Here is a 20,663-nt window from a genome sequence, read left to right as displayed (position 1 = left end):
ATTTACTACGCTATCACTTACTAAATGGACGAAATCCAGGTGCGGCGGGTCCAGGCCCCGGGGGACGATGGCACCCCCTGGGGGAGGAGCGTGCCATGAGCGCCAACGGATCCGCGGAGGTCCGGGTGAGCACGGGAAGGCTGCGCGGCCGGACGGAGGACGGCGTGGCGGTCTTCCGCGGCGTGCCGTTCGCCCGCCCGCCGGTGGGCGCGCTGCGGCTGGCCGCGCCGGCGCCGGCCGAGCCGTGGGACGGGGTGCGCGAGGCCGCCGCGTTCGGCCCGCCGCCGCCGCAGTCCAGGCTGCTGGGCGCCGCCGCCCCGGACGACGACGACGGCGACTGGCTGACCGTCAACGTGTGGTCCGCAGACCCGGGCGCGGCGCGGCTCCCGGTGATGGTGTGGATCCAGGGCGGCGGCTACATGTACGGACGCTCCGGCGACCCGCTCTTCGACGGCCGCGTCCTCGCCCACGACGGCGTCGTCGTCGTCACCTTCAACTACCGCGTCTCCGCCGAGGGCTTCGGGCACTTCCACGGAGCGCCGCCCAACCGCGGGTTGCTGGACCAGGTGGCCGCCCTGCGCTGGGTGCGCGACAACATCGCGGCCTTCGGCGGCGACCCGGACCGGGTCACCGTCTTCGGCGAGTCCGCGGGCGCGGGCAGCATCGCGGCGCTGATGGCGATGCCGGCGGCGGCGGGCCTGTTCCGCGGGGCGATCGCGCAGAGCGTCCCGGCACTGTTCTTCTCCGCCGGCCTCGCCGCCGAGATAGGCGCCGCCGTGGCCGCCGAGCTGGGCCTGCCCCCGGTCGCGGGCGACCTGGCGGGGCTGTCGCCCGAGCTGCTGCTCGACGCCGGGGACACGGTGGCGGACAAGATGGGCGGACGTCCTGAGTGGGGACGGGCCGCGTACGTGCAGACGCCGTTCGCGCCGGTCGTGGACGGCGAGGTGCTCCCCGAGACCCCGTGGCAGGCGCTGTCCGGCGGGGCCGCGCGGGACGTGGACCTGGTCGTGGGGCACACCCGCGACGAGTACCGGCTGTTCATGGCCATCAAGGGCGAGCTGGGCCAGGTCACCGCCGAGCAGGCGGCCACCGCGCTGCGCGAGCTGGCCCCCGACCCGGACGCCTACCGGGCCGCCCACCCCGGGGTGGGGGAGGAGGGGCTGTACGAGCTGGTCCACTCCGACTGGATGTTCCGGATGCCGTCGGTGCGGCTGGCCGAGGCGCACGGCAGGGCGTACCTGTACGAGCTGACCTGGCCCGCGCCCGGCATGGGCGGCGAGCTGCTCGGCGCCTGCCACGGGCTGGGGCTGCCGCTGACGTTCGGCAACCTGACCGCCGGGGCGGCAGGGCTGCTCATCGGGCAGGAGCCGCCGCCGGCCGCCGCCGAGCTGTCGGCCCGGGTGCGCGCGGCGTGGACCGCGTTCGCCGCGATCGGCGATCCGGGCTGGCCGGTGTACGAGCCGGAGCACGGGCTGACCTGGGTCATCGGAGACGAGCCCGCCACGGCGGCGTACCCGGAGGAGGGCTCCCGCCGGTTGTGGGCCGGGCACGCCTTCGAGCCGCTCAGGGGTTCCCGTTCTCCAGGATGAGCGGTTCGAGCCACCGCGACATGTCGCTCACGACCGCGGTGATCTCGTCGCGGGCGTAGTGGTCGGCGTCCCAGGCGGCGTACAAAGTGATGGTGAGCGGCGCCCCGCCGGCGGCGACCGCGCGGGCGCGCAGCCCGAACTGCGGGGTGTCCAGGACGACGCACGCGCCGCGCCCGGCCGCCGCGAGCGCCTGCGCCATCGCCTCGGAACGGGTTTCGCCGGCGAGGTCGATGTGCAGGCCGTGCTCGTGCAGCGCGGCGTCCACGGCCCGGCGGACCGCGCTGCGCCGCCCGCTGAGTATCAGCGGATGGGCGGCCAGCTCACACAGGTCGAGGTCGCCGCTCCCGGCGGAGAGCGGGTGCGCGGGCGGGGTCTGGGCGGTGATGCGGCGCCGGCCCAGCCGTAGCGCCGCGAGCCCGGCCGGGGGAGGGCTGGTGCCGATGGCGAGGTCGGCGGCGCCCGCCTCCAGACGCGGGTAGACCTCGTCCGGCTCGGCCGCGTAGGCGTCGGCGAACGGCGCCGACCGCTCCGCCAGGTACGGCGCGACCAGATGGGTGATCGTCGAGGCGGGGCAGACGACCCGCAGGTCCAGCGGCGCGCAGTTGCCGTACGCCTGCAACAGCTCGGTGCCGCGGGCGGCGCGCAGCACCAGGTCGCGGGCCACGGGCAGGAAACGCCGCCCTGCCGCGGTGAGGTGGACGCCCCTGCGGGTGCGGTGCAGCAGCTCCACGCCCAGCTCCCGCTCCAGGTCGCGCAACTGCCTTGAGACGGACGGCTGCGCGACGCGCACTTCCGCCGCCGCGGCGGTCATCGACCCGCTGTCCACGACCGCCAGGAAGTAGCGCAGGACTCGCAGCTCCATCATGCCTCCCGAGCATGACCATCAGGCTTAACAAGTACTGGACTGTATCGCGGCAGGTCGCGGAGACTTAACCATCCCCCCACGGCCCCCTTTCCCCGAAGGAATCGCGCATGTCCGACGCCGCACCCGTCTCGCGTCAGAGCCAGAGCAGACGGGCCACCATCGCCTCGTTCATCGGCACGGCGGTCGAGTGGTACGACTTTTACATCTACGGCACGGCCTCCGCGCTGGTCTTCGGCACCCTGTTCTTCCCCGAGTCCGACAGCGGCGCCGGAACGCTCGCGGCGTTCGCCACGTTCTGGGTCGGCTTCCTGGCGCGTCCGCTCGGCGGCATCGTCTTCGGGCATCTCGGTGACCGCGTCGGGCGCAAGAACGTCCTGGTCGTCACGTTGATCCTGATGGGCTCGGCCACCACGCTGATCGGCGTGCTGCCGACGTACGAGTCGATCGGCTACGCGGCGCCGCTGCTGCTCGTCCTGCTCCGCGCGGTGCAGGGCCTCGCCGTGGGCGGAGAGTGGGGCGGCGCGGTCCTGATGGCCACGGAGAACGCGGAGGAGAAGCGGCGCGGCCTCGCGGGCATGTGGGTCCAGCAGGGCTCGCCCGCCGGATCCATCCTGGCCTCCCTGGTGTTCCTGGCCGTCGGGCGGCTGCCCGACAGCGCGTTCATGGAGTGGGGCTGGCGCGTGCCGTTCCTGCTGTCGGTGGTGCTGGTCGTGATCGGGCTGGTGATCCGGCTCAAGGTGCACGAGTCCGCCGAGTTCCGCCGGGCGCGCGAGACGGCCCCGGCCGTCAAGGTGCCGCTCGTGGAGCTGTTCCGCACGTCATGGCCGCTGGTGGCGCTGGGCGTCGGGGCGAGCGCGATGGGCATCTCCGCGGCCTACTTCACCAACACCTTCGTCCTGTCCTGGGCGACCACCGACCTGGACGTCCCCCGCCAGACGATGCTGGACATCCTGCTGATCGTCGCCGTCCTGCAGTTCCTGTGGCAGCCGCTGGCCGCGCTGCTCGCGGGCAGGACCGGCACCGTGCGGCTGATGGCCGCCGCGCTCGGCGCCAACATCGTCGTCGCCGTCCCGATGTTCCTGCTCATCACCACCAGGGACAGCACGCTCATCGGGATCGGCCTCGCGCTCGGCGTGGTCACCGGCGCCACCTACTACGCGCTGCTGGCCGGCTTCCTGGCGCAGGCCTTTCCCGTACGCGTGCGCTACACCGGCATCTCCGTCGCCTACCAGCTCTGCAGCACGATCATCGGCGGCTCGACGCCGCTGGTGGCGCAGTGGCTGCTGATCCAGGGCGGCGGCAGCCACTGGGGCGTGGTCGCCTACTACGTGGTGCTGCTGCTGCTCACGCTGGCGTGTGTCCTGGCACTCGCCCGCCGCACGGCGCACGATCGTGAGAACGCCGCCGCGCCGTCCGCTCCCGTCCGCAACCGATGAGGCAATCCGTGCAACTCGACGCCATCTTCACCAACGCCCGCTTCACCACCCTCGACCCGCAGCGTCCTGTGGCGCACACGATCGGCGTCTTCGCCGGCCGCGTCGCCGCGCTGGACGAGGAGGTCGCGCACTGCACCGCGCGGCAGGTCCACGACCTGGGCGGCGCCCCGGCCGTGCCCGGATTCAACGACGCCCACCAGCATCTCAGCATGCGCGGCAGGCGGCTCCTGGAGCTGGACCTGCGCGCCGAGGCCGCCCCCACCCTGGACGCGCTCTACGCGGCCGTCGCCAAGCGCGCCGCCGAGCTGGAACCCGGCGCGTGGATCCACGGCTCGGGTTACGACCAGAACAAGCTGGGCGCCCACCCGACCGCCGAGGCCCTGGACGCGGTCGCGGGCGGGCGGCCGGTCTGGCTCGAACACGTCTCCTGCCACATGGGCGTCGCCAACACCGCCGCGTTCGAGCTGGCCGGCTACCCCGGCCGCCTCGGCGTGCCCGAACCGGACGGCGGCCACGTCGAACGCGACGCGAGCGGCCGGGCCACCGGCCTGCTCCAGGAACGCGCCCAGCCCCTCGTCACCGGCGTCTTCCGGCCCTCGCCCGTCGAGACGATCGTCACCTGGATCGCCGCCGCCAGCACCCTCGGCCTCTCGGAAGGGCTGACCAGCTTCACCGAGCCGGGCATCGCCGCCGTGAACGACATCGGGCACGGGCCGGTGGACCTGCACGCCTTCCAGGTGGCGGTCGAGCGCGGCCTGCTGCAGGTCAGGGCCACGGTCATGCCGTACCTGACCGTCCTGCACGACCTCGGCGCGTTCGAGCCCGGCAACACGTGGTTCGGGCTCGACCTGGGGCTGCGCAGCGGTTTCGGCGACGACCGGCTGAAGGTCGGCGCCACCAAGGTCGCCACCGACGGGTCGCTCATCGGGCGGTCCGCGCACATGTGCAACGGCTACCACGACGAGCCGGACAACTCCGGCTTCCCCCTGTTCGACCCGGACGAACTGCGGCACATGATCGTCGAGGCGCACCGCTGCGGGTGGCAGGTCGCCGCGCACGCCATCGGCGACGCCGCCATCGACCTCGCACTCGGCGCCTTCGCCGCAGCCCAGGCCGCCCATCCCCGGCACGACCCGCGCCATCGCGTCGAGCACTTCGCCGTCGCCAGCGACGCCCAGGTGGAGCGGCTGGCCGGGCTCGGCGCCGTCGCCGTCCCGCAAGGACGTTTCCTGACGGAGATCGGCGACGGGATGATCGCGGCGCTCGGGCCCGAGAGGGCTTCGCGCTGCTACCGGATGCGGAGCCTGCTGGACGCCGGAGCTGTCCTGCCGGGCAGCAGCGACGCGCCCGTGGCGCACGGGAGCCCGCTGCTGAACATCCACGACATGGTCAACCGGCGGACCGCCTCCGGTGCGCCGCTCGCTCCCGGTGAGGCGCTCACCGCCGAGCAGGCGTTGCGGGCCTACACGGTCGGCTCCGCGTACGCCGAGCACGCCGAGGATCGTAAGGGGACGTTGGCGCGCGGCATGCTGGCCGACTTCGCCGTGCTGTCGGACGACCTGCTCGCGGTCGCGCCCGACCGCATCGCCAGCCTGTCGGTGGGGGCCACCGTCATCGGCGGCGAGGTCGTCTACGACGGCGGCGCACTCACCTGACCGGCCGGGCGCGCTGCGTGGCGGCAGCGCCCACTGCCCGACCGGCGGGGCGCGCCCGTCTGGCCGACGCGAGCGCATCCCCCTTCACCTGCGTGAGGCGGGCACATGCCCGTTCACCTGCGCGAGGCGGGCACATGCCCGTTCACCTGCGCGAGGCGGGCGCGTGCCCGTTCATCGGCGGGTGGCCGCCGTCACGAACATCGGCAGCGCCAGGAACAGCCGCCCGAGCCGCCCCCGTTCCCGCTGCTCGGCGAGCCACCCTTCGGCCTGCGCGTCGCTGATCGCCCCGGCCGCCCGAGCCTTCCCCGCGAGGTCGGCCAGCACGGGCACCATCGTCGCGTCCGTGGACACCCAGGTGTGCACCTCGACGGTGACGTCCCCGAAGCCCGCGTCGAGAAGCAGGTTACGGCTGCGCCGCACGACACGCGGGGAGGCGACCAGATCGGCCCGGGCGTGCACGATGGCCCGGGTGAGCGCGGCGTCGCCGGAGTCGATGACGATGGTGTCCCAGTCCTGCCCGACCAGCACGATGCGCCCGCCGGGCGCGAGCACCCGCCGGGCCTCCTCGACCGCCCGCGCGGGGTCGGCCAGCACGTGAAACACCTTGTCGGCCCGGTAGCCGAGCAGCTCACCGTCGTCGAAGGGCAGCGCGTCGGCGGTCGCCACCCGGAAGTCCGCGCCGGGCCAGCGCCCGCCCGCCACGCCGATCATCCGTTCGTCGGGGTCGATCCCGAACGCCCGCGCACCCCGTTCGGCCAGCTCCGCCGCCGCCCGCCCCGACCCGCACCCGACGTCCACCACCGCCGCCCCCGGCGCGAGGCCGAGCAGCTCGTAGGAACGCGCGCGCAACTCGCCCGCGCCGGGCAGGTTGTCGGCGAGGTCGAGCAGGGCGATGAGGGCGTAGGTGTCCGCGCTGGTACGGCCCGTGGTCTGGTTCTTCGTCACACCGGGGATGCTGCTCCTTCAAGTCGGCTTGAAGTCAAGCGCACCTCGAACTGACCAATCGAACCCATTTGGTCAGAATGTCTCGTAGGCTGGTGGGCGAACCTGAGAGAGGGAGTCGTCATGGCAGACACGGGCAGGGGCGGCAGGGCGCTGGTGGTCGGGCTGGGCATCGCGGGCATCGCCACCGCGCTGCGGCTGCGCCAGATCGGCTGGGAGCCGGTGCTGGTGGAGCGGGCGGCCGGCCGCCGTTCGAACGGGTACTTCATCATGCTGTTCGGCACCGGCGTCGCCAGCGCCGGGCGGCTGGGGGTGCTGGACGCGATCGGCGACCGCAGCAACACCGGCCTGACGTCGTACGAGGTCGACCGGGCAGGCCGCCGCCGTCCCGGCATGAGCCCCGCCACCCTGCCCGGCGCACCCCGCCAGCTCCTGCGCGGCGACGTGGAGCGCGGACTGTTCTCCGCGCTGCCGGACGACGTGGAGGTCCGCTACTCCACGGTGCCCACCCACCTCGCCCAGGACGCGGACGGGGCGGAGGTCACCCTGCACGACAGCGCGGCGGGCACCACCGTCACCGAGCGGTTCGACCTGGTCGTGGGCGCCGACGGGATGCGCTCCACGGTGCGCCGGCTGGCCTTCGGCCCCGAGGAGTTCCTGCACCCGCTCAACTACATGATCGGCGCCACCGTGCTGGACAGGCCGGTCGAGGGCTTCGCGCAGAACGAGGGGCTGGTGCTCGCCGAGCCGGGCCGCTCGGTGTGGACGTTCCCGTTCTCCGACCACGCGCCCGGCCTGCTGTTCTCCTACCGCACGAGCGACATCGACGCCGAGTTCAGCCGCCCGCCGATCGAGTCCATCCGCGCCGCCTTCGGCCCGCAGCCTGCCGGGCCGCTCCTGGAAGAGCTGATGGCGCGCTTCGAACAGGCGCCTGAAGTGCTGTTCGACTCGGTGCACCAGGTCAAGATGCCGCGCTGGCACCGGGGCCGGGTCGTGCTGATGGGCGACGCCGCCTGGTGCCTCACCCTGTACTCCGGCATGGGCGCCTCCAGCGGCATCGCCGGCGGCGAACTGCTCGGCACCATGCTGCAGCGGCACGGCGACGACCTGCCCGGCGCGCTGCGCGCCTGGGAGGCGCAGATGCGGCCGTTCATCCAGAACCAGCAGGACACCATCCTGTCCATGCGACGGCTGTTCACCCCGGATGATCGCAGGGAGCAGCTCATGCGGACGGGGATGCTGCGGCTGATGCGCGCGCCCGGGATCGGCAAGGCGATGGGCAAGCTCATGTCCAGGGACATGCAGAGCAAGAACGTGGACGTCGCCGCCGCCTGAGCCCACCCCAGCCTTACGCCGCCGTCGCTCAGAGGCGGTTGGCCTCGCGGTCGGCGGCGCGGGCCTCGCGGGTCCGGCCGAGGTGCCTGAGCTGCCTGGCCAGCCACGTCAGCGCGTCGCGGAAGGCTTCGCGATGGGCGTCGGGCGCGTGCACGTACAGCGGGCGGAGCACCTCGGCGGCCTCCTCCGCCGACGTCAGCGCCTCGTCGTGGCGGCGCAGGTGGCCCAGGGCGACACCGTGGTTGTAGAGGCTGCGGGCGAGCGCGGCGGGCGGGCCGCCGGCCAGGCGGTAGAGGCCGATCGCCTCCCCCAGCGGGACGAGGGCGTCGTCGAACCGCCGCAGGGCGAGGAGCGTCCAGCCGAGGTTGTTGAGCGTGGAGGCGAGGTGGGGGCGGCGGCGGTCGTCCGTACGCGCCGCGATCCGGTGGAGGTCCGCCGAGCGCTGGAGAGGTTCGACGGCCTCGCCGTACTTGCCGAGCCGGGACAGGACCAGGGCGAGGTTGTGCAGCGCGGAGGCCGTCACCGCGTCGCCGGGCTCGCGCCGCGTCGGCTCGCCTGGTGCCGGGACGGTGGCCTGTGCCGTGCCGATGGCCTCCCGGAACCGGGCGGCGGCGGCCTCCAGACGCCCCTCCCGCATCAGCCGCAATCCCTCCTCATTGAGCTCATCGGCCCGCGCCTCGGAGCCATCGCACTCGTCGGGCTGCGCTTCCGCGACGTCGCGTTCGTCGGGCTGCGTGTCCGCGACATCGCGCTCCTCGGGCCGCGCCTTCGCGACGTCGCTTTCGTCAGGCCGTGCGTCCGCGACGTCGCGTTCGTCGGCCCGCGCGTCCGCGACGCCGCGTTCGTCGGCCCGCGCGTCCGAGACGCCGCGCCCCTCGGGCCGCGCCTTCGCGACGTCGCCTTCGTCGGCCCGCGCCTCCGAGACGTGGCCCCGCGGGTCCGCCTGCGTCTCCGCGACGCGTTCCGACTCGTCCGGCCGGGTCTCGGAGATGCGGCGGAAGCCGGTTTCGGTCACGGTGTAGCCGTGCTCCCGCAGCAGGTCGTCCACGAAGGCCAGGTAGTCGGGCCCGGTCTGGGAGACGTGGCGGTAGTACTGGGCGGCCAGTTCCTCGTACGGCCGGGCGTCCTCGTCGCGCCCCATCCGGTGCAACTGGTGGATGAGCGCCACCAGCCCGGTCCAGTGATCGACGGCGTCCTCCGTCGTGCCCGTCTCGATGAGCGGCCGGCGCAGCTCCATCGCCTCGGTCAGCGCTTCGAGCGCCTCGATGGCGCGGCCCGTGTCGCCCAGCTCGATGCCGAGGTGCTCCAGGGCGGAGGCGAGCTGGAGGCCGGAGCCGTGCCGGCGGGACAGGGTGACGGCCGCGCGGAGCGACAGGAGGGCCTGGTCGTGCTGGCCGGTCCCGGCGAGCTGGTTGCCGAGGTTGGTCAGCGCGGAGGCGAGGCTCATGGTGGGCGGGTCGGGGTCGCGGGTGCTGAGCGCGCGCAGGACGTCCACGGCCTCCTCGGCGATCGGGACGGCGTCGCCCCTCCTGCCCGACAGGCCGAGGAGGAGGGCGTAGCGGTCCAGCGCCGTTCCCAGGCCGGGCAGGTGCGGGCCGGGTTCGTCCGCGACGAGCCGCCGGTAGGCGTCCACCGCCTCCTCCGCCTGGGCGAGCTCCTGTGCCAGTAGCTCGGGAGGTTGAGGCACACGGCGACACTAACATCCCGGTCCGGCGAAGCCCCGGACGCCCGCGGACAGCAAGGCGAACTGCGCGGCGGGGGAGTTCCGGCCCGCAGCCTGCTCAGCCGGGGTCCGTCGCGATGACCTCGGAGGCGAACAGTTCCATGGCGCCGAGCACCCGATCCTGGGCGGGTCCGGAGGGGTGGCGGAAGATCAGGAGGAAGTCGTCGCACGGATCGGGCGGGCCGGACGGCGCGCACGCGCCGCCCAGCCCACCTGCCGGGGCTGGAGGCGCATGCGTCTCACAGGGTCACGAGAAGGGGGTCACGAGAAGGGGGTCACGCGTAGAGGAAGTAGTAGCGGTAGCGGCCCTCCCACTCGCAGTGGAAGGAGTCCCACCAGCCCTGCGCGATGCCTTGGTTGCCGATCCGCTGGCACTCCGAGTAGTCCCTGAACACGCCGGCCAGCCGCTCGGCGTGGGCCGGCGTGGCGCCGATCGTCAGGGACACTCCGAGGGCCAAGACGGCCGAGACGAGAACAGCGCGTGCCTTTCGCATTCGTCCTCCTGCTGCTGGGGGGTTCATGACGCTGGACATTATCACTCACCCCGCGCCAGGAAGATTGTCATGTCCGCCTCGGTTCCCGCAAGCCATTCCGCGGCCCGAAAGTTTCACTCCCGCGTTTCCCGTGAGCCGCATTTTTTTCGGTGGCGACTTTTCCGCCCGAAACGGGCGTTTCATCCCGCGTTTCCGGTTGGTTGGAACGTTACCAAGAAACCTTTGACCAGCCTCACTTACGTGTCATATCGTCTCCCCGCCATATCGATGTGAGCCGCGACGCTCAAGGCACGGGGGCCATGGCCAGCGGCGACCATCCGACCAACCGGAGTCGCACCATGCAAGCTCGAATCTGCAAGGCACTGATCGTCGGCGTGGCGATGTCCATGCTGGCCGCCGTGGGGGTGTCGGCGGCCTTACCGCAGCCGGCGCACGCCGCGCAGGTGATCACCGACATCTCGTACGCACCCGCACAACCGGCCGGCAGCAGGGGGCATCTGCTGGACCTCTACATCCCGTCCACGGGCGTCACGCCCCGCCCGCTGCTGATCTGGCACAAGGGGTCCGCCTGGACGAGCGACGACGGCAAGGCCGCCGCGGACGAGATCGCGGCGGTCTTCGGCCCGCTGGGCTTCGCGGTGGCCGGCGTCAGCGTCCGCCCCAGCAGCCAGGCCATCTTCCCGGCCCAGGTGCACGACATCAAGGCCGCCATCCGCTGGCTGCGCGCGAACGCCGCCACCTACAACCTCGACCCCAATCGCTTCGCGATGATGGGCGACTCCTCGGGCGGCTGGCTGACGGAGATGGCCACCCTGTCCGGCGGTGTCGCGGCGCTGGAGGGCACCGTCGGCACCACCGGCGTCTCCAGCGCCGTGCAGGTCGGCCTGGCCTTCTTCTCCCCGACCGACTTCCTGCAGATGAACGCGCAGAACCTGCCCACCGGCGGGCTGGACCACAACTCGCCGGCCTCCCCTGAGTCGCTCCTGGTCGGCTGCCCGATCCAGACCTGCCCGGCCACCGTGGCGCAGGCCAACCCGATGACGTACGTGGACGCCAACGACCCGCCGCTGATGGTGCTGCACGGCCAGGCCGACTTCCTGGTGCCGCACGGGCAGAGCGTCCTGCTCTACAACCGGATCAAGGCCGTGTGCGGTGACGTCACCTTCGTCTCGGTGCCCGGCGCGGACCACATGAGGGCCCAGATCATGGACCCCGCCCACTTCGGCACGGAGACCGTCTACACCACCACCGACTGCACGGAGACCGTCCGGACCGGCACGCTCAACCCCACCTGGGCCAACTTCGCGACCCACCTGCGCGCCGGGCTGAAGATGGGCACCTCCTGCGAGGTCACCTACTCCACCGGCGCCTGGAACGGCGCCTTCAACGGCAGCGTGGTCATCAGGAACACCGGCACCACCCCCATCAGCGGCTGGGCCGTGACCTGGGCCTGGACGGGCAACCAGCAGATCACGACCGCCTGGAACGCCACGGTCACCCAGACCGGCACCCAGGTGACGGCGCGCGACGCCGGCCACAACTCCTACATCGGCCCGGGCTCCAGCCAGAGCCTCGGCTTCTCGGCGACCGCCACCGGGTCGAACCCCATTCCCGCCCAGTTCCAAGTGAACAACCTGCCCTGCACGAGAGTGACCCTCTAGGCGGCGCGCCGGGCCGCCCCTGAATGGCGGCGGCCCGGCGCCTTTCCCGATCGAATAATGTTCGGTGGAAAGCGGAAAGACGCATTTCCTGAATGCATGACGTTCCGTCGGGATCCGATCACCGAATGTCGCCGTCGCGATTTGTGCACGCACATATTGCCTCACTCGGTGAGCCGTGCCTATCCTTGCCCGTGACGGCTCGCCGGCTCATTTCAGTCCTTTTCCCCGACCGGCCGGGAGCCGCGCGATATCCCGCAGCCCGAAATAAATCGGATAAGCCGCCTGCCCGCTGTCACAGAAGGCCGTTGTCCGCGTTCGGCGATGAAGTTAAGGGGACGTGTGCGTACATCCAACATGTTCGTCAGGAGCCTCGGCGTCCATGTGCCCGGGAGCGTGAGCGTCGAGCAGGCGGTCCGCGAAGGCTGGTACCCGGCGGCGGAGGCCGAGCGGTTCCAGCAGATCGGCGCCGCCGTGGCGGGCGACATGCCCGCGCCCGAGATGGCGCGGCTGGCGGTCCTGGACGCCTACGAACGCTGGGGCGAGTCCTCCCCGCGCGACCTCGACCTCCTGCTCTACCCGTCGGTCTGGCACCAGGGCCCGAACGGCTGGCAGCCCCAGCACTACCTGCAGATGCACCTGCTCGGCGGGAACGTGCCGGCGTTCGAGATCCGCAGCGGCTGCGTCGGCATGATCAGCTCGCTCGAACTGGCCGCCAGCTACCTGCGGGCCGACGAGAGCAGGCAGACGGCCATGGTGGTCTCCTCCGACAACCACGGCACCCCGCTGGTGGACCGCTGGCGGATGACCCCCGGAGCGCTGATCGGCGACGCGGCGGCGGCACTCGTCCTCGGCAAGGACTACGGCATGGCCGAACTCCTGTCGGTGAACGCCACGGTGATCCCGGAGGCCGACGCGGTCAACGACGGCGCCTACCCCCTGTTCCCCCCGGACGCCACCGTCGGCATCGGGCTGAGCTTCGGCGACCGGCACGAGGAGTTCCGCCAGCGGCTGCTCAAGGCGCAGGGCACCGGCATCCACCTGACGATCCAGAAGACGATGATGCAGCAGGTCGAACAGACCCTGGACGAGGCCGGGATCGGGCTCGCCGACATCACCCGGGTGGCCTTCCCGCACGGCCGCCGCGAGGACCTCGACGGGCAGATGTCCTGGCTCGGCATCGAGGAGGACCAGACCACCTGGGACTACGGGCGGCGCGTCGGCCACTGCGGCGCGGTGGACCAGTTCATCGCCTTCGAGCACCTGCTCGCCACCGGCGGGCTCGTCGCCGGCGACCACCTGCTCATGGTCGGGTTCGGCTCCGGCACGTCCGTCGCCGCGGCGGCGTTCAGGATCCTCTCGCCCGCTCCCGTCACGAAGGAGGCGCGCGCATGAGCGACCTCACGCGGCGGCTCGTCGTCTTCATCCAGGACAACCTCGTCCTCGACGGCGACGACATCCAGGTGGACGAGACGACCCCGCTCCTGGTGTCCGGCCTGCTGGACTCCCTGCGGACGGCCCGGCTGCTGAACTTCCTGCGCAAGGACCTCGGCGTCGCGATCCCCGCCGCCAGGCTCGACCCCGACAACTTCAAGGACGTCGTGACCATCGTGGCGATGGTCCGAGAGCTCGAATCCGTCTAGCGGGGGCGAGGGCAGAAGCATGCGGTACGCGGACACGTACATCAGCGGTGTGGGAGCCTACCTCCCGCGCACCGTCGTCAGCGTCGAGAAGGCCGTCGCCAAGGGCTGGTACCCGGCGGCGGAGGCCGAGCTGCACAACCTGGCCGGGGCGGTGGTGGCCGGCGACGTACCGGCACCCGAGATGGGCCTGCACGCCGCGCAGAGCGCGCTCAAGCGCGCGGGATGCGCGCCCGGCGACGTCGATCTCCTCCTGTACGCCTCCACCTGGCACCAGGGCCCGGACGGCTGGCCCCCGCACTCCTACCTGCAACGCCACCTCCTCGGCGGCGACGCCCTGGCCACCGAGATCCGGCAGGGCTGCAACGGCATGTTCATCGCCATGGAGCTGGCGGCCGGCTACCTGGACGCCGCCCCAGGCCGGCAGGCCGCCCTGCTGGTCGCCGCCGACAACTACGGCACCCCGCTGATGGACCGGTGGCGGATGGGCCCGGGCTACGTCGGCGGCGACGCCGCCAGCGCGCTCGTGCTCACCAAGGAGCCGGGCTTCGCGCGCCTGACGTCCGTCTGCACCACGACGGTGGCCGAGGCCGAGGAGCTGCACCGGGGCAGCGAGCCGCTGTTCCCGCCGGGCGTCACGGTCGGGCGGCGGATGAGCTTCGCGGCCCGCAACGAGCAGTTCCGGCAGCAGGTCATGCCCAAGGGCGAGGCCACCGCGGCGCTGTTCAACATCCAGCGGGCGCTCATGGAGGTCGTCGAGCGGGTGCTGGACGAGAGCGGCATCGCGGCGGGCGACCTCACCCGGGTGGCGTTCATGAACTACTCCGAGGAGATCGTCGAGCAGCGCTGCATGGCCCTGCTCGACCTGCCCATGTCGCGCTCGACCTGGCACTACGGCCGCACCATCGGCCACTGCGGCGCCAGCGACCAGGTGCTCTCCCTCGACCGCCTGCTCACGGCGGGGGAGCTGGCCCCGGGCGACCACCTGCTGATGCTCGGCACCGGGCCGGGAGTGACCGTCTCCAGCGCCGTCATCAAGATCATCGACACTCCTCGTTGGGCCTGAACCGAAGGGAACGAACGCTGATGGCCGACAGCCCGCGCGCAGCCCAGGCGGAACCGGTGGCGGTGGTCGGGATCGGATGCCGGCTGCCCGGCGACGTCCACTCGCCGGACGAGTTCTGGGACCTGCTGTGCGCCGGCCGGAACACCACCCGGCCGCTGCCCGCCGACCGCTGGCGCCACTACGAGAACCGCAGCCCGGAGGACGCCGCCGCGCTGCGCGACGCCGTCCGCGAGGGTAGCTTCCTGAACGACATCGAGGGCTTCGACGCGGAGTTCTTCGGCGTGTCGCCCCGCGAGGCCGAGCTGATGGACCCGCAGCAGCGCGTTCTCATGGAGACCGCGTGGGAGGCGCTGGAGCACGCCGGCCTGCCGCCGCACGAGCTGGCCGGCACCGACGCCGGGGTGTTCGTCGGGGTGTGCACCGCCGACTACGGCGGCCGCCTGCTGGAGGACCTGCCCCAGGTCGAGGCGTGGACCGGGATCGGGGCCGCGACCTGCGCCGTCGCCAACCGCATCTCCTACTCACTCGACCTGCGCGGGCCCAGCATGGCGATCGACACCGCCTGCTCGGCGTCGCTGGTCGCGCTGCACCTGGCCGCGCAGAGCCTGCGGCTCGGCGAGAGCGACGTCGCCCTCGCCGGCGGCGTCAACCTGCTGGTCACGCCCGGCCAGACGCTCACGCTCGGCATCGCGGGAGCGCTGGCCCCCGACGGGCGGTCCAAGTCGTTCGACGCGTCGGCCGACGGCTACGGGCGCGGCGAGGGCTGCGGCGTGGTCGTGCTCAAGCGGCTGTCCGACGCGCGGCGCGACGGCGACCGGATCCTCGCGCTCGTCATCGGCAGCGCCGTCAACCAGGACGGGCACACCAACGGCATCATGGCGCCGTGCGGCCAGGCCCAGGAACACGTGATGGCCAGGGCCTGCCGGCAGGCGGGCGTCGCGCCGTCCACCGTCGACTACGTCGAGGCGCACGGCACCGGCACCCGGCTGGGCGACCCGCTCGAAGCGGGCGCGCTGTCCGCCGTGTACGGCGCGGGGCGGCCTCCCGGCGACCCGTGCCTCGTCGGCTCGGTCAAGTCCAACATCGGCCACCTCGAAGGCGCCGCCGGCATCGCCGGCGTCATCAAGGCGGTGCTCGCCCTGCACCGCGGCGAGATCCCGCCGAGCGTGCTGACCACGCTCAACCCGGCCATCCCGTGGGACGCCTCGGGCCTGCGCGTGGTGACAAGCCGCACGTCCTGGCCGCGCCGCGACCACCCGCGCCGGGCGGGCGTCTCCAGCTTCGGGTACGGCGGCACCGTCGCGCACATCGTCCTCGAACAGGCCCCCGCCGCCGCGGAGACCCCGGCGAGCGAGCCGGCGGGGGAGCGGCTGTTCCCGCTCTCCGCCACCTCGGAGAAGGCGCTGCGGCAGTACGCGGGCACCCTGGCCGACCGCCTCGACACGCTCGACCTGGCCTCGGTGGGCCACACCCTCGCCCTGCGGCGCACCCACCTGCCCCGCCGCGCCGTCGTGATCGGCTCCGGCGCCGGCGAGGTGGCCGCCGGCCTGCGCAGGCTCGCCGACGACGTGCCCGCCGAGACCGTGCTCACCGGGGACGTGCTGCCCGACCTCGGCCCGGGGCCGGTGTGGGTGTTCGGCGGGCAGGGCTGCCAGTGGCGCGGGATGGGCCGCGAGCTGATGGCCGCGCCGGAGTTCGCGTCCCTGCTCGACGAGATCGAGCCGATCTTCGCCGAGGAGATCGGCTTCTCGCCCCGCCAGGTGCTGGCCGACGGCGACCTCGACACGATCGACCGCGTCCAGACCATGATCTTCGTGATGCAGCTCGGCCTCGCCAGGCTCTGGACCGCCTTCGGGGTGACGCCGAAGGCGGTCATCGGGCACTCCGTCGGCGAGATCGCGGCGGCGGTGACGGCCGGCGCGATGACCGTCGCCGACGGCGCCCGCCTCATCTGCCGCCGCTCCCGGCTGCTGCGCCAGGCCGCGGGCAAGGGCGCCATGGCGATGGTGGACCTGCCGTTCGAGGAGGCCGCCGAGCGGCTGGCCGGCCGGGCCGACCTGGTGGCGGCGATCTGGTCGGCGCCCGGCTCCACCGTGCTGTCCGGCGACGTCGCCGCCGTCGAGGCGGTGGTGAGCGAGTGGCCCGCCGAGGGCATCGTGGTGCGAAGGGTGGCCTCGGACGTCGCCTTCCACAGCCCCCAGATGCAGCCGCTGGCCGTCGAGCTGGCCGCCGCCACCGCCGATCTCACGTTCGGCGCGCCCCGCGTCCCCATGTACTCGACCGCGCTGCCCGACCCCCGCGCGACGCCCGTCCTGGACGGCGCGTACTGGGCGGCCAACCTGCGCGACCCCGTCCGCCTCGCCGCCGCCGCGACGGCCGCCGCCCAGGACGGCCACCGCGTGTTCCTGGAGATCTCCCCGCACCCCGTGGTCGCCCACTCCCTCACCGAGACCCTCTCCGAGCACGGCTACGAGGACGTGTTCGTCGGCACGTCCCTGCGCAGGAACCAGCCGGAGCACTCGTCCTTCCTCGCCGCGGCAGGCACCGCGCACTGCCACGGCGTCGAGGTGGACTGGCGCCGCCTCCATCCGTCCGGCGGCCTGGCCGACCTGCCGCCGTACGCCTGGCAGCACCGCCGCCACTGGCGGGACGGCTCGGGCCAGGACGACAACCGCGGGCACGACGTGCACTCCCACACCCTGCTCGGCGCCCGCACCAGCCTCGCCGGCAGCCAGGCCAGGATGTGGCGGACCAGCCTCCAGGACGCCAACCGGCCCTACCCGGGCAGCCACGCCCTCAACGGCGTCGAGATCGTGCCCGCCGCCGTGCTGGTCAACACGTTCCTGCAGGCGGCCGAGGACGTCATGCTGACCGGCGTCGAGATGACGCACCCGCTGATGACCGCGCAACGCCGCCAGATCCAGGTGGTGCACGAACCCCCGGCGGTCCGGATCGCCGCCCGCACCCCCGCCGCTCCCGGCGAGCCGGAACCGGCCTGGCTCGTGCACGCCACCGCCGGCCTGACCGCCCCCGGCCCGCCGGCGCTCGACACACTGCCGGACGACGCCGCACTCACCACCATCGACCCCGGCTCCGTGCTCAAGCGGCTGGCCAGTGTCGGCGTGCCCTCGACGGGCTTCGACTGGACGATCGAGACGCTGCTGAGCGGCGACGGCGCGCTGCGCGCCACCGTACGCACCCAGGACCCGCGCACCTGGGCGCCCGCGCTGGACGCGGCGATGTCCGTCGCGCCCTGTGCCTTCCCCGGCGACCAGGTGCTGCGCATGGTCGTGCACATCGACGAGGTGCTGCTGACCGGCACACCGCCCGCGACCGTGATCATCGACGCGGTCGTGGACCCGGCCGCCGACGACACCGTACGGGTGCTGCTCGCCGACCCGCACGGCCGGGTGCTGGGCCACCTCACCGGCCTGCGCTACCCGGTGATCGACGCGCCCACCCCCGTGGGGGAGGACCTCGCCGAGCCCGCCGAGTCGTTCGCCGGGCTGTCACCCGAGGCCCTGCACGAGCGCGTCCTGCCCGACGTCCGCGCTGAGACGGCGGCCGTGATGGGGCTGGCCCCCGAGGACCTGGCGATCCGGCGGCCCCTCGTCGAGCAGGGGCTGGACTCGGTGATGACCGTCATGGTGCGGCGGAGGCTGGAGAAGCGCTTCGGGTGCCGGCTGCCCGCGACCCTGCTGTGGCAGCAGCCCACCATCTCCGCCATCGCGGCCTACCTGGTGGAGCTGCTGGCGGCGGCGCGCCCGCAGGCGGCGGAGGCGGCTGAGAGCGTGCCCGTGGTCGGCGGGTGAGCGGCCCTGCCAGACTGGCCGGATGAGATGGACCGTGTGGGTCGACGAGTGGCAGATGGAGTGCTGCGGCGAGCCCTTCCACGTCGGATCGACGGTCACCTGGACCCTCACCCCGGCCGACCGTGAGTGGCTGACCCTCGCCCTCGGCGCGGAGACCGCCGCCACGATCGACTGGGGCGAGGACCACCACGGCGACCCGTCGCCCGGCCAGATCAGCGTCGAGGCCCAGGTCACGCACATCTCCGTGGCCCGGGTCCGCTGGGAGCTCGCGCCCGGCGGCGACGTCTGCCAACCGGCGGGCGGGAGACTCTACCCTCAGCCGGTCGCCGACGGACGGCATCCGGCTGTGGGCGACCTGAAGTTCGCCGGGTACGTCGTCACCCTCGAATCCCACCGGCAGGATTGAGGGATGTACGGACGGTGACCGGCCGGCCTGTGTCCGGGCGGATGCGGCGGGAAGACAGCAAGGGGTCCGGGGCCGCCGGAGGGCGATGGCGCGCGGGGGTTTATGATCATCGGCACCCCGTCACCAGGAGGAGCCCCCGCATGGACCGCAGACGTTTCCTGGCCCTGGCGAGCGCAGCTGGTCTGGGCGCCGCGACAGGACACGTCACCCCGGCCCAGGCCGCGAGCTACCCCAGCTACGACGGCGGCGCCCCCGCCGAACTGCACACCAAGCTGGCCGAGCTGGCCCCGTACGGCGTCACCGCGCTGGCCTTCACCCCCTCGGGCGGCTGGGTGATCGTCACCCAGGACGGCCGCTACTTCGCCCGCGGCATCCCGGACGCCTGCTTCACCGAGATCGGCAAGCTCTCCGATGCGGGCAGGAAGATCAACTGCGTGGCCTTCCCGCCCGAGGGCGGCGACCGCTGGGTGATCACGACCGACAAGGGCGTGACGGCGCGCGGCCTCCCCGCCGCCTGCAAGCAGCGCATCGACGCCTACTACGCGGCCGGGCAGCAGGTCGTGGACGTCGCCTTCCCGCCGGCCGGCGGCGATCGCTGGGTGGTGACCGCCTCCGCCGGCTACTACGCCAAGGGCGTGGACGACGAGTGCTACCAGATGATGCGCAACCTCACCCAGGGCGGGCGCCGCATCACCCGCGTCGCCTTCCCCCGCGCCGGTGGCTGGACGGTCGTGGCCCAGGACGAGTTCTTCGCCCGCGGCATCCCCGACGCCTGCTTCGACCGCCTGAACACCCTGGCCGGCGGCGGCTGGCAGGTGCACAACGCGGCCTTCTCCCCGTCCGGCGGCTGGGCGCTGGCCTCGCGCGGCAAGGCCCCGGCGCTGCCCGCCGACAAGGTGCGCCAGGTCGAGAACGCGGTCGGCGGCGCGACGATCTGGCAGCGCATGAGCGCCCACAAGACGCCGGGGGTGGCCGTCGCGGTGGTCACCGGCAACAAGATCGCCTGGTCGACCGGCTACGGCTGGCTGGAGGCGGGCGGCGCGGCGGCGGCCCATCCGGAGACGGCGTTCCAGGCCGCCTCCATCAGCAAGGCCGTCACGGCGGTCGGGGTGCTGCGCCTGCTGCAGACCCGTGAGATCGCGCTCGGCGCCGACATCCGCCCGTATCTCGGCTGGGACCTGCCCCGCCGCTCCTGCGTCACCTCCACGGCGGCGCCCACGATCGACCGGATGCTGACCCACCGGGCCGGCGTGATCGGCCGCGGCTCCACCGGCCCCGCCGACGCCTGCGCCGGGTTCGCCGCGGGCGGCGGCGGCTTCCCCGGCTACGGCCCGGACGCGACCGTGCCCACGCTGCTGCAGGTCATGAACGGCGCGGGCAACACCCCGAAGATCGAGCTGACCACCGCGCCGGGCGCCGAGTACCACTACTCGGGCGCCGGTTTCGTGCTCCTGCAGCGGATGGTGGAGCAGCAGAGCGGGACGACGCTGGCCGCGTACATGCAGAAGGAGGTCTTCGCGCCGCTCGGCATGACCACCAGCTCGTACGCCCTCACGCCCGCCTTCGAGCTGGCCTCGGGCCACACCGCCACCGGCGCGGTGATCCCCGGCGAGCGCAACCGCTACCCGGAGTCGGCCGCCGCCGGCCTCTACACCAACGTGCTGGACCTGGGCCGCCTGATCTCCTACCTCAACCGCGCCTACACCGCCTCCGCCGACATCGCGGGACCGCTCACCAGGGCCTCGGCCCGCACGCTGCTCACCCAGGGCCCGCAGCCCGGCATGGGGCGCGGCCTGTTCCTCGCGGGCGCGGGCACCGACGCCTTCTCCTACAGCCACGACGGGTCGAACCAGGGCTTCAAGTCCCTGTTCACGGGCTATCCGAAGCTCGGCGCGGGCTTCGCGATCCTGGCCAACGGCAGCAGCGCGGGCCTGGTCACGGAGATCGCCGCCGCCGTCAAGAAGGTGTACGGCTGGGCCTGAGGCCCCACAGCCCGGCAGGGGTTCCTGCTGTGAGGGGTGTCACATCGCGCGCGACTACCT

At 73.0% G+C, this 20,663-nt stretch carries 15 protein-coding genes; 11 read left to right on the top strand and 4 right to left on the bottom strand.

The annotated features are described in order from the left end of the window. Positions 1 to 95 precede the first annotated feature (95 nt). Positions 96 to 1,589, top strand: a complete 1,494-nt coding sequence (locus ABD331_RS36050) for a carboxylesterase/lipase family protein (RefSeq protein WP_344485129.1) — start codon at positions 96 to 98, stop codon at positions 1,587 to 1,589. Here ABD331_RS36050 and ABD331_RS36045 read toward each other — a convergent pair. After that, positions 1,564 to 2,454: a LysR family transcriptional regulator gene (locus ABD331_RS36045; protein ID WP_344485126.1), complete on the bottom strand. Its 891-nt coding sequence runs from the start codon at positions 2,452 to 2,454 to the stop codon at positions 1,564 to 1,566. The genes ABD331_RS36050 and ABD331_RS36045 overlap by 26 nt on opposite strands. 107 nt (positions 2,455 to 2,561) lie before the next feature. On the opposite strand from ABD331_RS36045, the gene ABD331_RS36040 reads away from it, so the two are divergent. Both ABD331_RS36040 and ABD331_RS36035 read left to right on the top strand, forming a co-directional pair. Further along, positions 2,562 to 3,890 (top strand): MFS transporter, encoded by a 1,329-nt coding sequence (locus ABD331_RS36040; RefSeq protein WP_344485123.1) that lies wholly within the window; start codon positions 2,562 to 2,564, stop codon positions 3,888 to 3,890. Between the two features lie 8 nt (positions 3,891 to 3,898). Further along, positions 3,899 to 5,545, top strand: coding sequence for an amidohydrolase (locus tag ABD331_RS36035; RefSeq protein ID WP_344485120.1), 1,647 nt, complete (start codon positions 3,899 to 3,901; stop codon positions 5,543 to 5,545). 171 nt (positions 5,546 to 5,716) lie between these two features. Here the strand turns inward: ABD331_RS36035 and ABD331_RS36030 are convergent, their stop codons facing one another. After that, positions 5,717 to 6,490, bottom strand: a complete 774-nt coding sequence (locus ABD331_RS36030) for a methyltransferase domain-containing protein (protein WP_344485117.1) — start codon at positions 6,488 to 6,490, stop codon at positions 5,717 to 5,719. A 120-nt stretch (positions 6,491 to 6,610) separates the two neighbouring features. Between ABD331_RS36030 and ABD331_RS36025 the strand changes: the two genes are divergently transcribed. Beyond that, a complete protein-coding gene (locus ABD331_RS36025; RefSeq protein WP_344485114.1) occupies positions 6,611 to 7,822 on the top strand; it encodes an FAD-dependent monooxygenase in 1,212 nt (403 codons plus the stop codon). Positions 7,823 to 7,850: 28 nt separating this feature from the next. On the opposite strand, the gene ABD331_RS36020 is transcribed toward ABD331_RS36025, so the two are convergent. Then, on the bottom strand, positions 7,851 to 9,509 hold the full coding sequence (locus ABD331_RS36020; protein WP_344485111.1) for a tetratricopeptide repeat protein: 1,659 nt from the start codon (positions 9,507 to 9,509) through the stop codon (positions 7,851 to 7,853). 311 nt (positions 9,510 to 9,820) lie between these two features. After that, positions 9,821 to 10,039: a hypothetical protein gene (locus ABD331_RS36015; protein WP_344485108.1), complete on the bottom strand. Its 219-nt coding sequence runs from the start codon at positions 10,037 to 10,039 to the stop codon at positions 9,821 to 9,823. Between the two features lie 338 nt (positions 10,040 to 10,377). Here ABD331_RS36015 and ABD331_RS36010 point away from each other — a divergent pair, with 338 nt between their 5' ends. The 7 genes from ABD331_RS36010 (at position 10,378) to ABD331_RS35980 (ending at position 20,603) form a co-directional block, all read left to right on the top strand. Next, positions 10,378 to 11,700, top strand: coding sequence for a cellulose binding domain-containing protein (locus ABD331_RS36010; protein ID WP_344485105.1), 1,323 nt, complete (start codon positions 10,378 to 10,380; stop codon positions 11,698 to 11,700). 339 nt (positions 11,701 to 12,039) lie between these two features. Continuing rightward, positions 12,040 to 13,092 carry a ketoacyl-ACP synthase III family protein gene (locus ABD331_RS36005; RefSeq protein WP_344485102.1) on the top strand — a complete coding sequence of 351 codons (1,053 nt, stop codon included), beginning with the start codon at positions 12,040 to 12,042 and terminating at the stop codon, positions 13,090 to 13,092. Continuing rightward, positions 13,089 to 13,340: a phosphopantetheine-binding protein gene (locus ABD331_RS36000; protein WP_344485098.1), complete on the top strand. Its 252-nt coding sequence runs from the start codon at positions 13,089 to 13,091 to the stop codon at positions 13,338 to 13,340. The genes ABD331_RS36005 and ABD331_RS36000 overlap by 4 nt, the downstream gene beginning before the upstream one ends. Positions 13,341 to 13,359: 19 nt before the next feature. Then, positions 13,360 to 14,403 (top strand): ketoacyl-ACP synthase III family protein, encoded by a 1,044-nt coding sequence (locus ABD331_RS35995; protein ID WP_344485095.1) that lies wholly within the window; start codon positions 13,360 to 13,362, stop codon positions 14,401 to 14,403. Positions 14,404 to 14,423: 20 nt separating this feature from the next. Then, positions 14,424 to 18,215: a type I polyketide synthase gene (locus ABD331_RS35990; protein ID WP_344485092.1), complete on the top strand. Its 3,792-nt coding sequence runs from the start codon at positions 14,424 to 14,426 to the stop codon at positions 18,213 to 18,215. Positions 18,216 to 18,237: 22 nt separating this feature from the next. Next, entirely contained in the window at positions 18,238 to 18,621 is a 384-nt protein-coding gene (locus tag ABD331_RS35985) for a DUF6578 domain-containing protein (protein WP_344485089.1), read from the top strand. Positions 18,622 to 18,761: 140 nt separating this feature from the next. Continuing rightward, a complete protein-coding gene (locus ABD331_RS35980; protein WP_344485086.1) occupies positions 18,762 to 20,603 on the top strand; it encodes a serine hydrolase domain-containing protein in 1,842 nt (613 codons plus the stop codon). Positions 20,604 to 20,663: the final 60 nt, after the last annotated feature.

It is taken from the genome of Nonomuraea monospora (assembly GCF_039531895.1).
GTDB lineage: Bacteria > Actinomycetota > Actinomycetes > Streptosporangiales > Streptosporangiaceae > Nonomuraea > Nonomuraea monospora.
Note: the sequence above shows the minus strand (reverse complement) of the source record. Positions and strands in the feature narration are given on the sequence as shown.

What these genes read in the sequence shown, in the direction of transcription:
- ABD331_RS35985 (WP_344485089.1), top strand. Translation starts at nt 18,238, where the DNA reads ATGAGATGGACCGTGTGGGTCGACGAGTGGCAGATGGAGTGCTGCGGC.
- ABD331_RS36015 (WP_344485108.1), bottom strand. Translation starts at nt 10,039, where the DNA reads ATGCGAAAGGCACGCGCTGTTCTCGTCTCGGCCGTCTTGGCCCTCGGA.
- ABD331_RS35995 (WP_344485095.1), top strand. Translation starts at nt 13,360, where the DNA reads ATGCGGTACGCGGACACGTACATCAGCGGTGTGGGAGCCTACCTCCCG.
- ABD331_RS36045 (WP_344485126.1), bottom strand. Translation starts at nt 2,454, where the DNA reads ATGATGGAGCTGCGAGTCCTGCGCTACTTCCTGGCGGTCGTGGACAGC.
- ABD331_RS36050 (WP_344485129.1), top strand. Translation starts at nt 96, where the DNA reads ATGAGCGCCAACGGATCCGCGGAGGTCCGGGTGAGCACGGGAAGGCTG.
- ABD331_RS35990 (WP_344485092.1), top strand. Translation starts at nt 14,424, where the DNA reads ATGGCCGACAGCCCGCGCGCAGCCCAGGCGGAACCGGTGGCGGTGGTC.
- ABD331_RS36025 (WP_344485114.1), top strand. Translation starts at nt 6,611, where the DNA reads ATGGCAGACACGGGCAGGGGCGGCAGGGCGCTGGTGGTCGGGCTGGGC.
- ABD331_RS36010 (WP_344485105.1), top strand. Translation starts at nt 10,378, where the DNA reads ATGCAAGCTCGAATCTGCAAGGCACTGATCGTCGGCGTGGCGATGTCC.
- ABD331_RS36040 (WP_344485123.1), top strand. Translation starts at nt 2,562, where the DNA reads ATGTCCGACGCCGCACCCGTCTCGCGTCAGAGCCAGAGCAGACGGGCC.
- ABD331_RS35980 (WP_344485086.1), top strand. Translation starts at nt 18,762, where the DNA reads ATGGACCGCAGACGTTTCCTGGCCCTGGCGAGCGCAGCTGGTCTGGGC.
- ABD331_RS36000 (WP_344485098.1), top strand. Translation starts at nt 13,089, where the DNA reads ATGAGCGACCTCACGCGGCGGCTCGTCGTCTTCATCCAGGACAACCTC.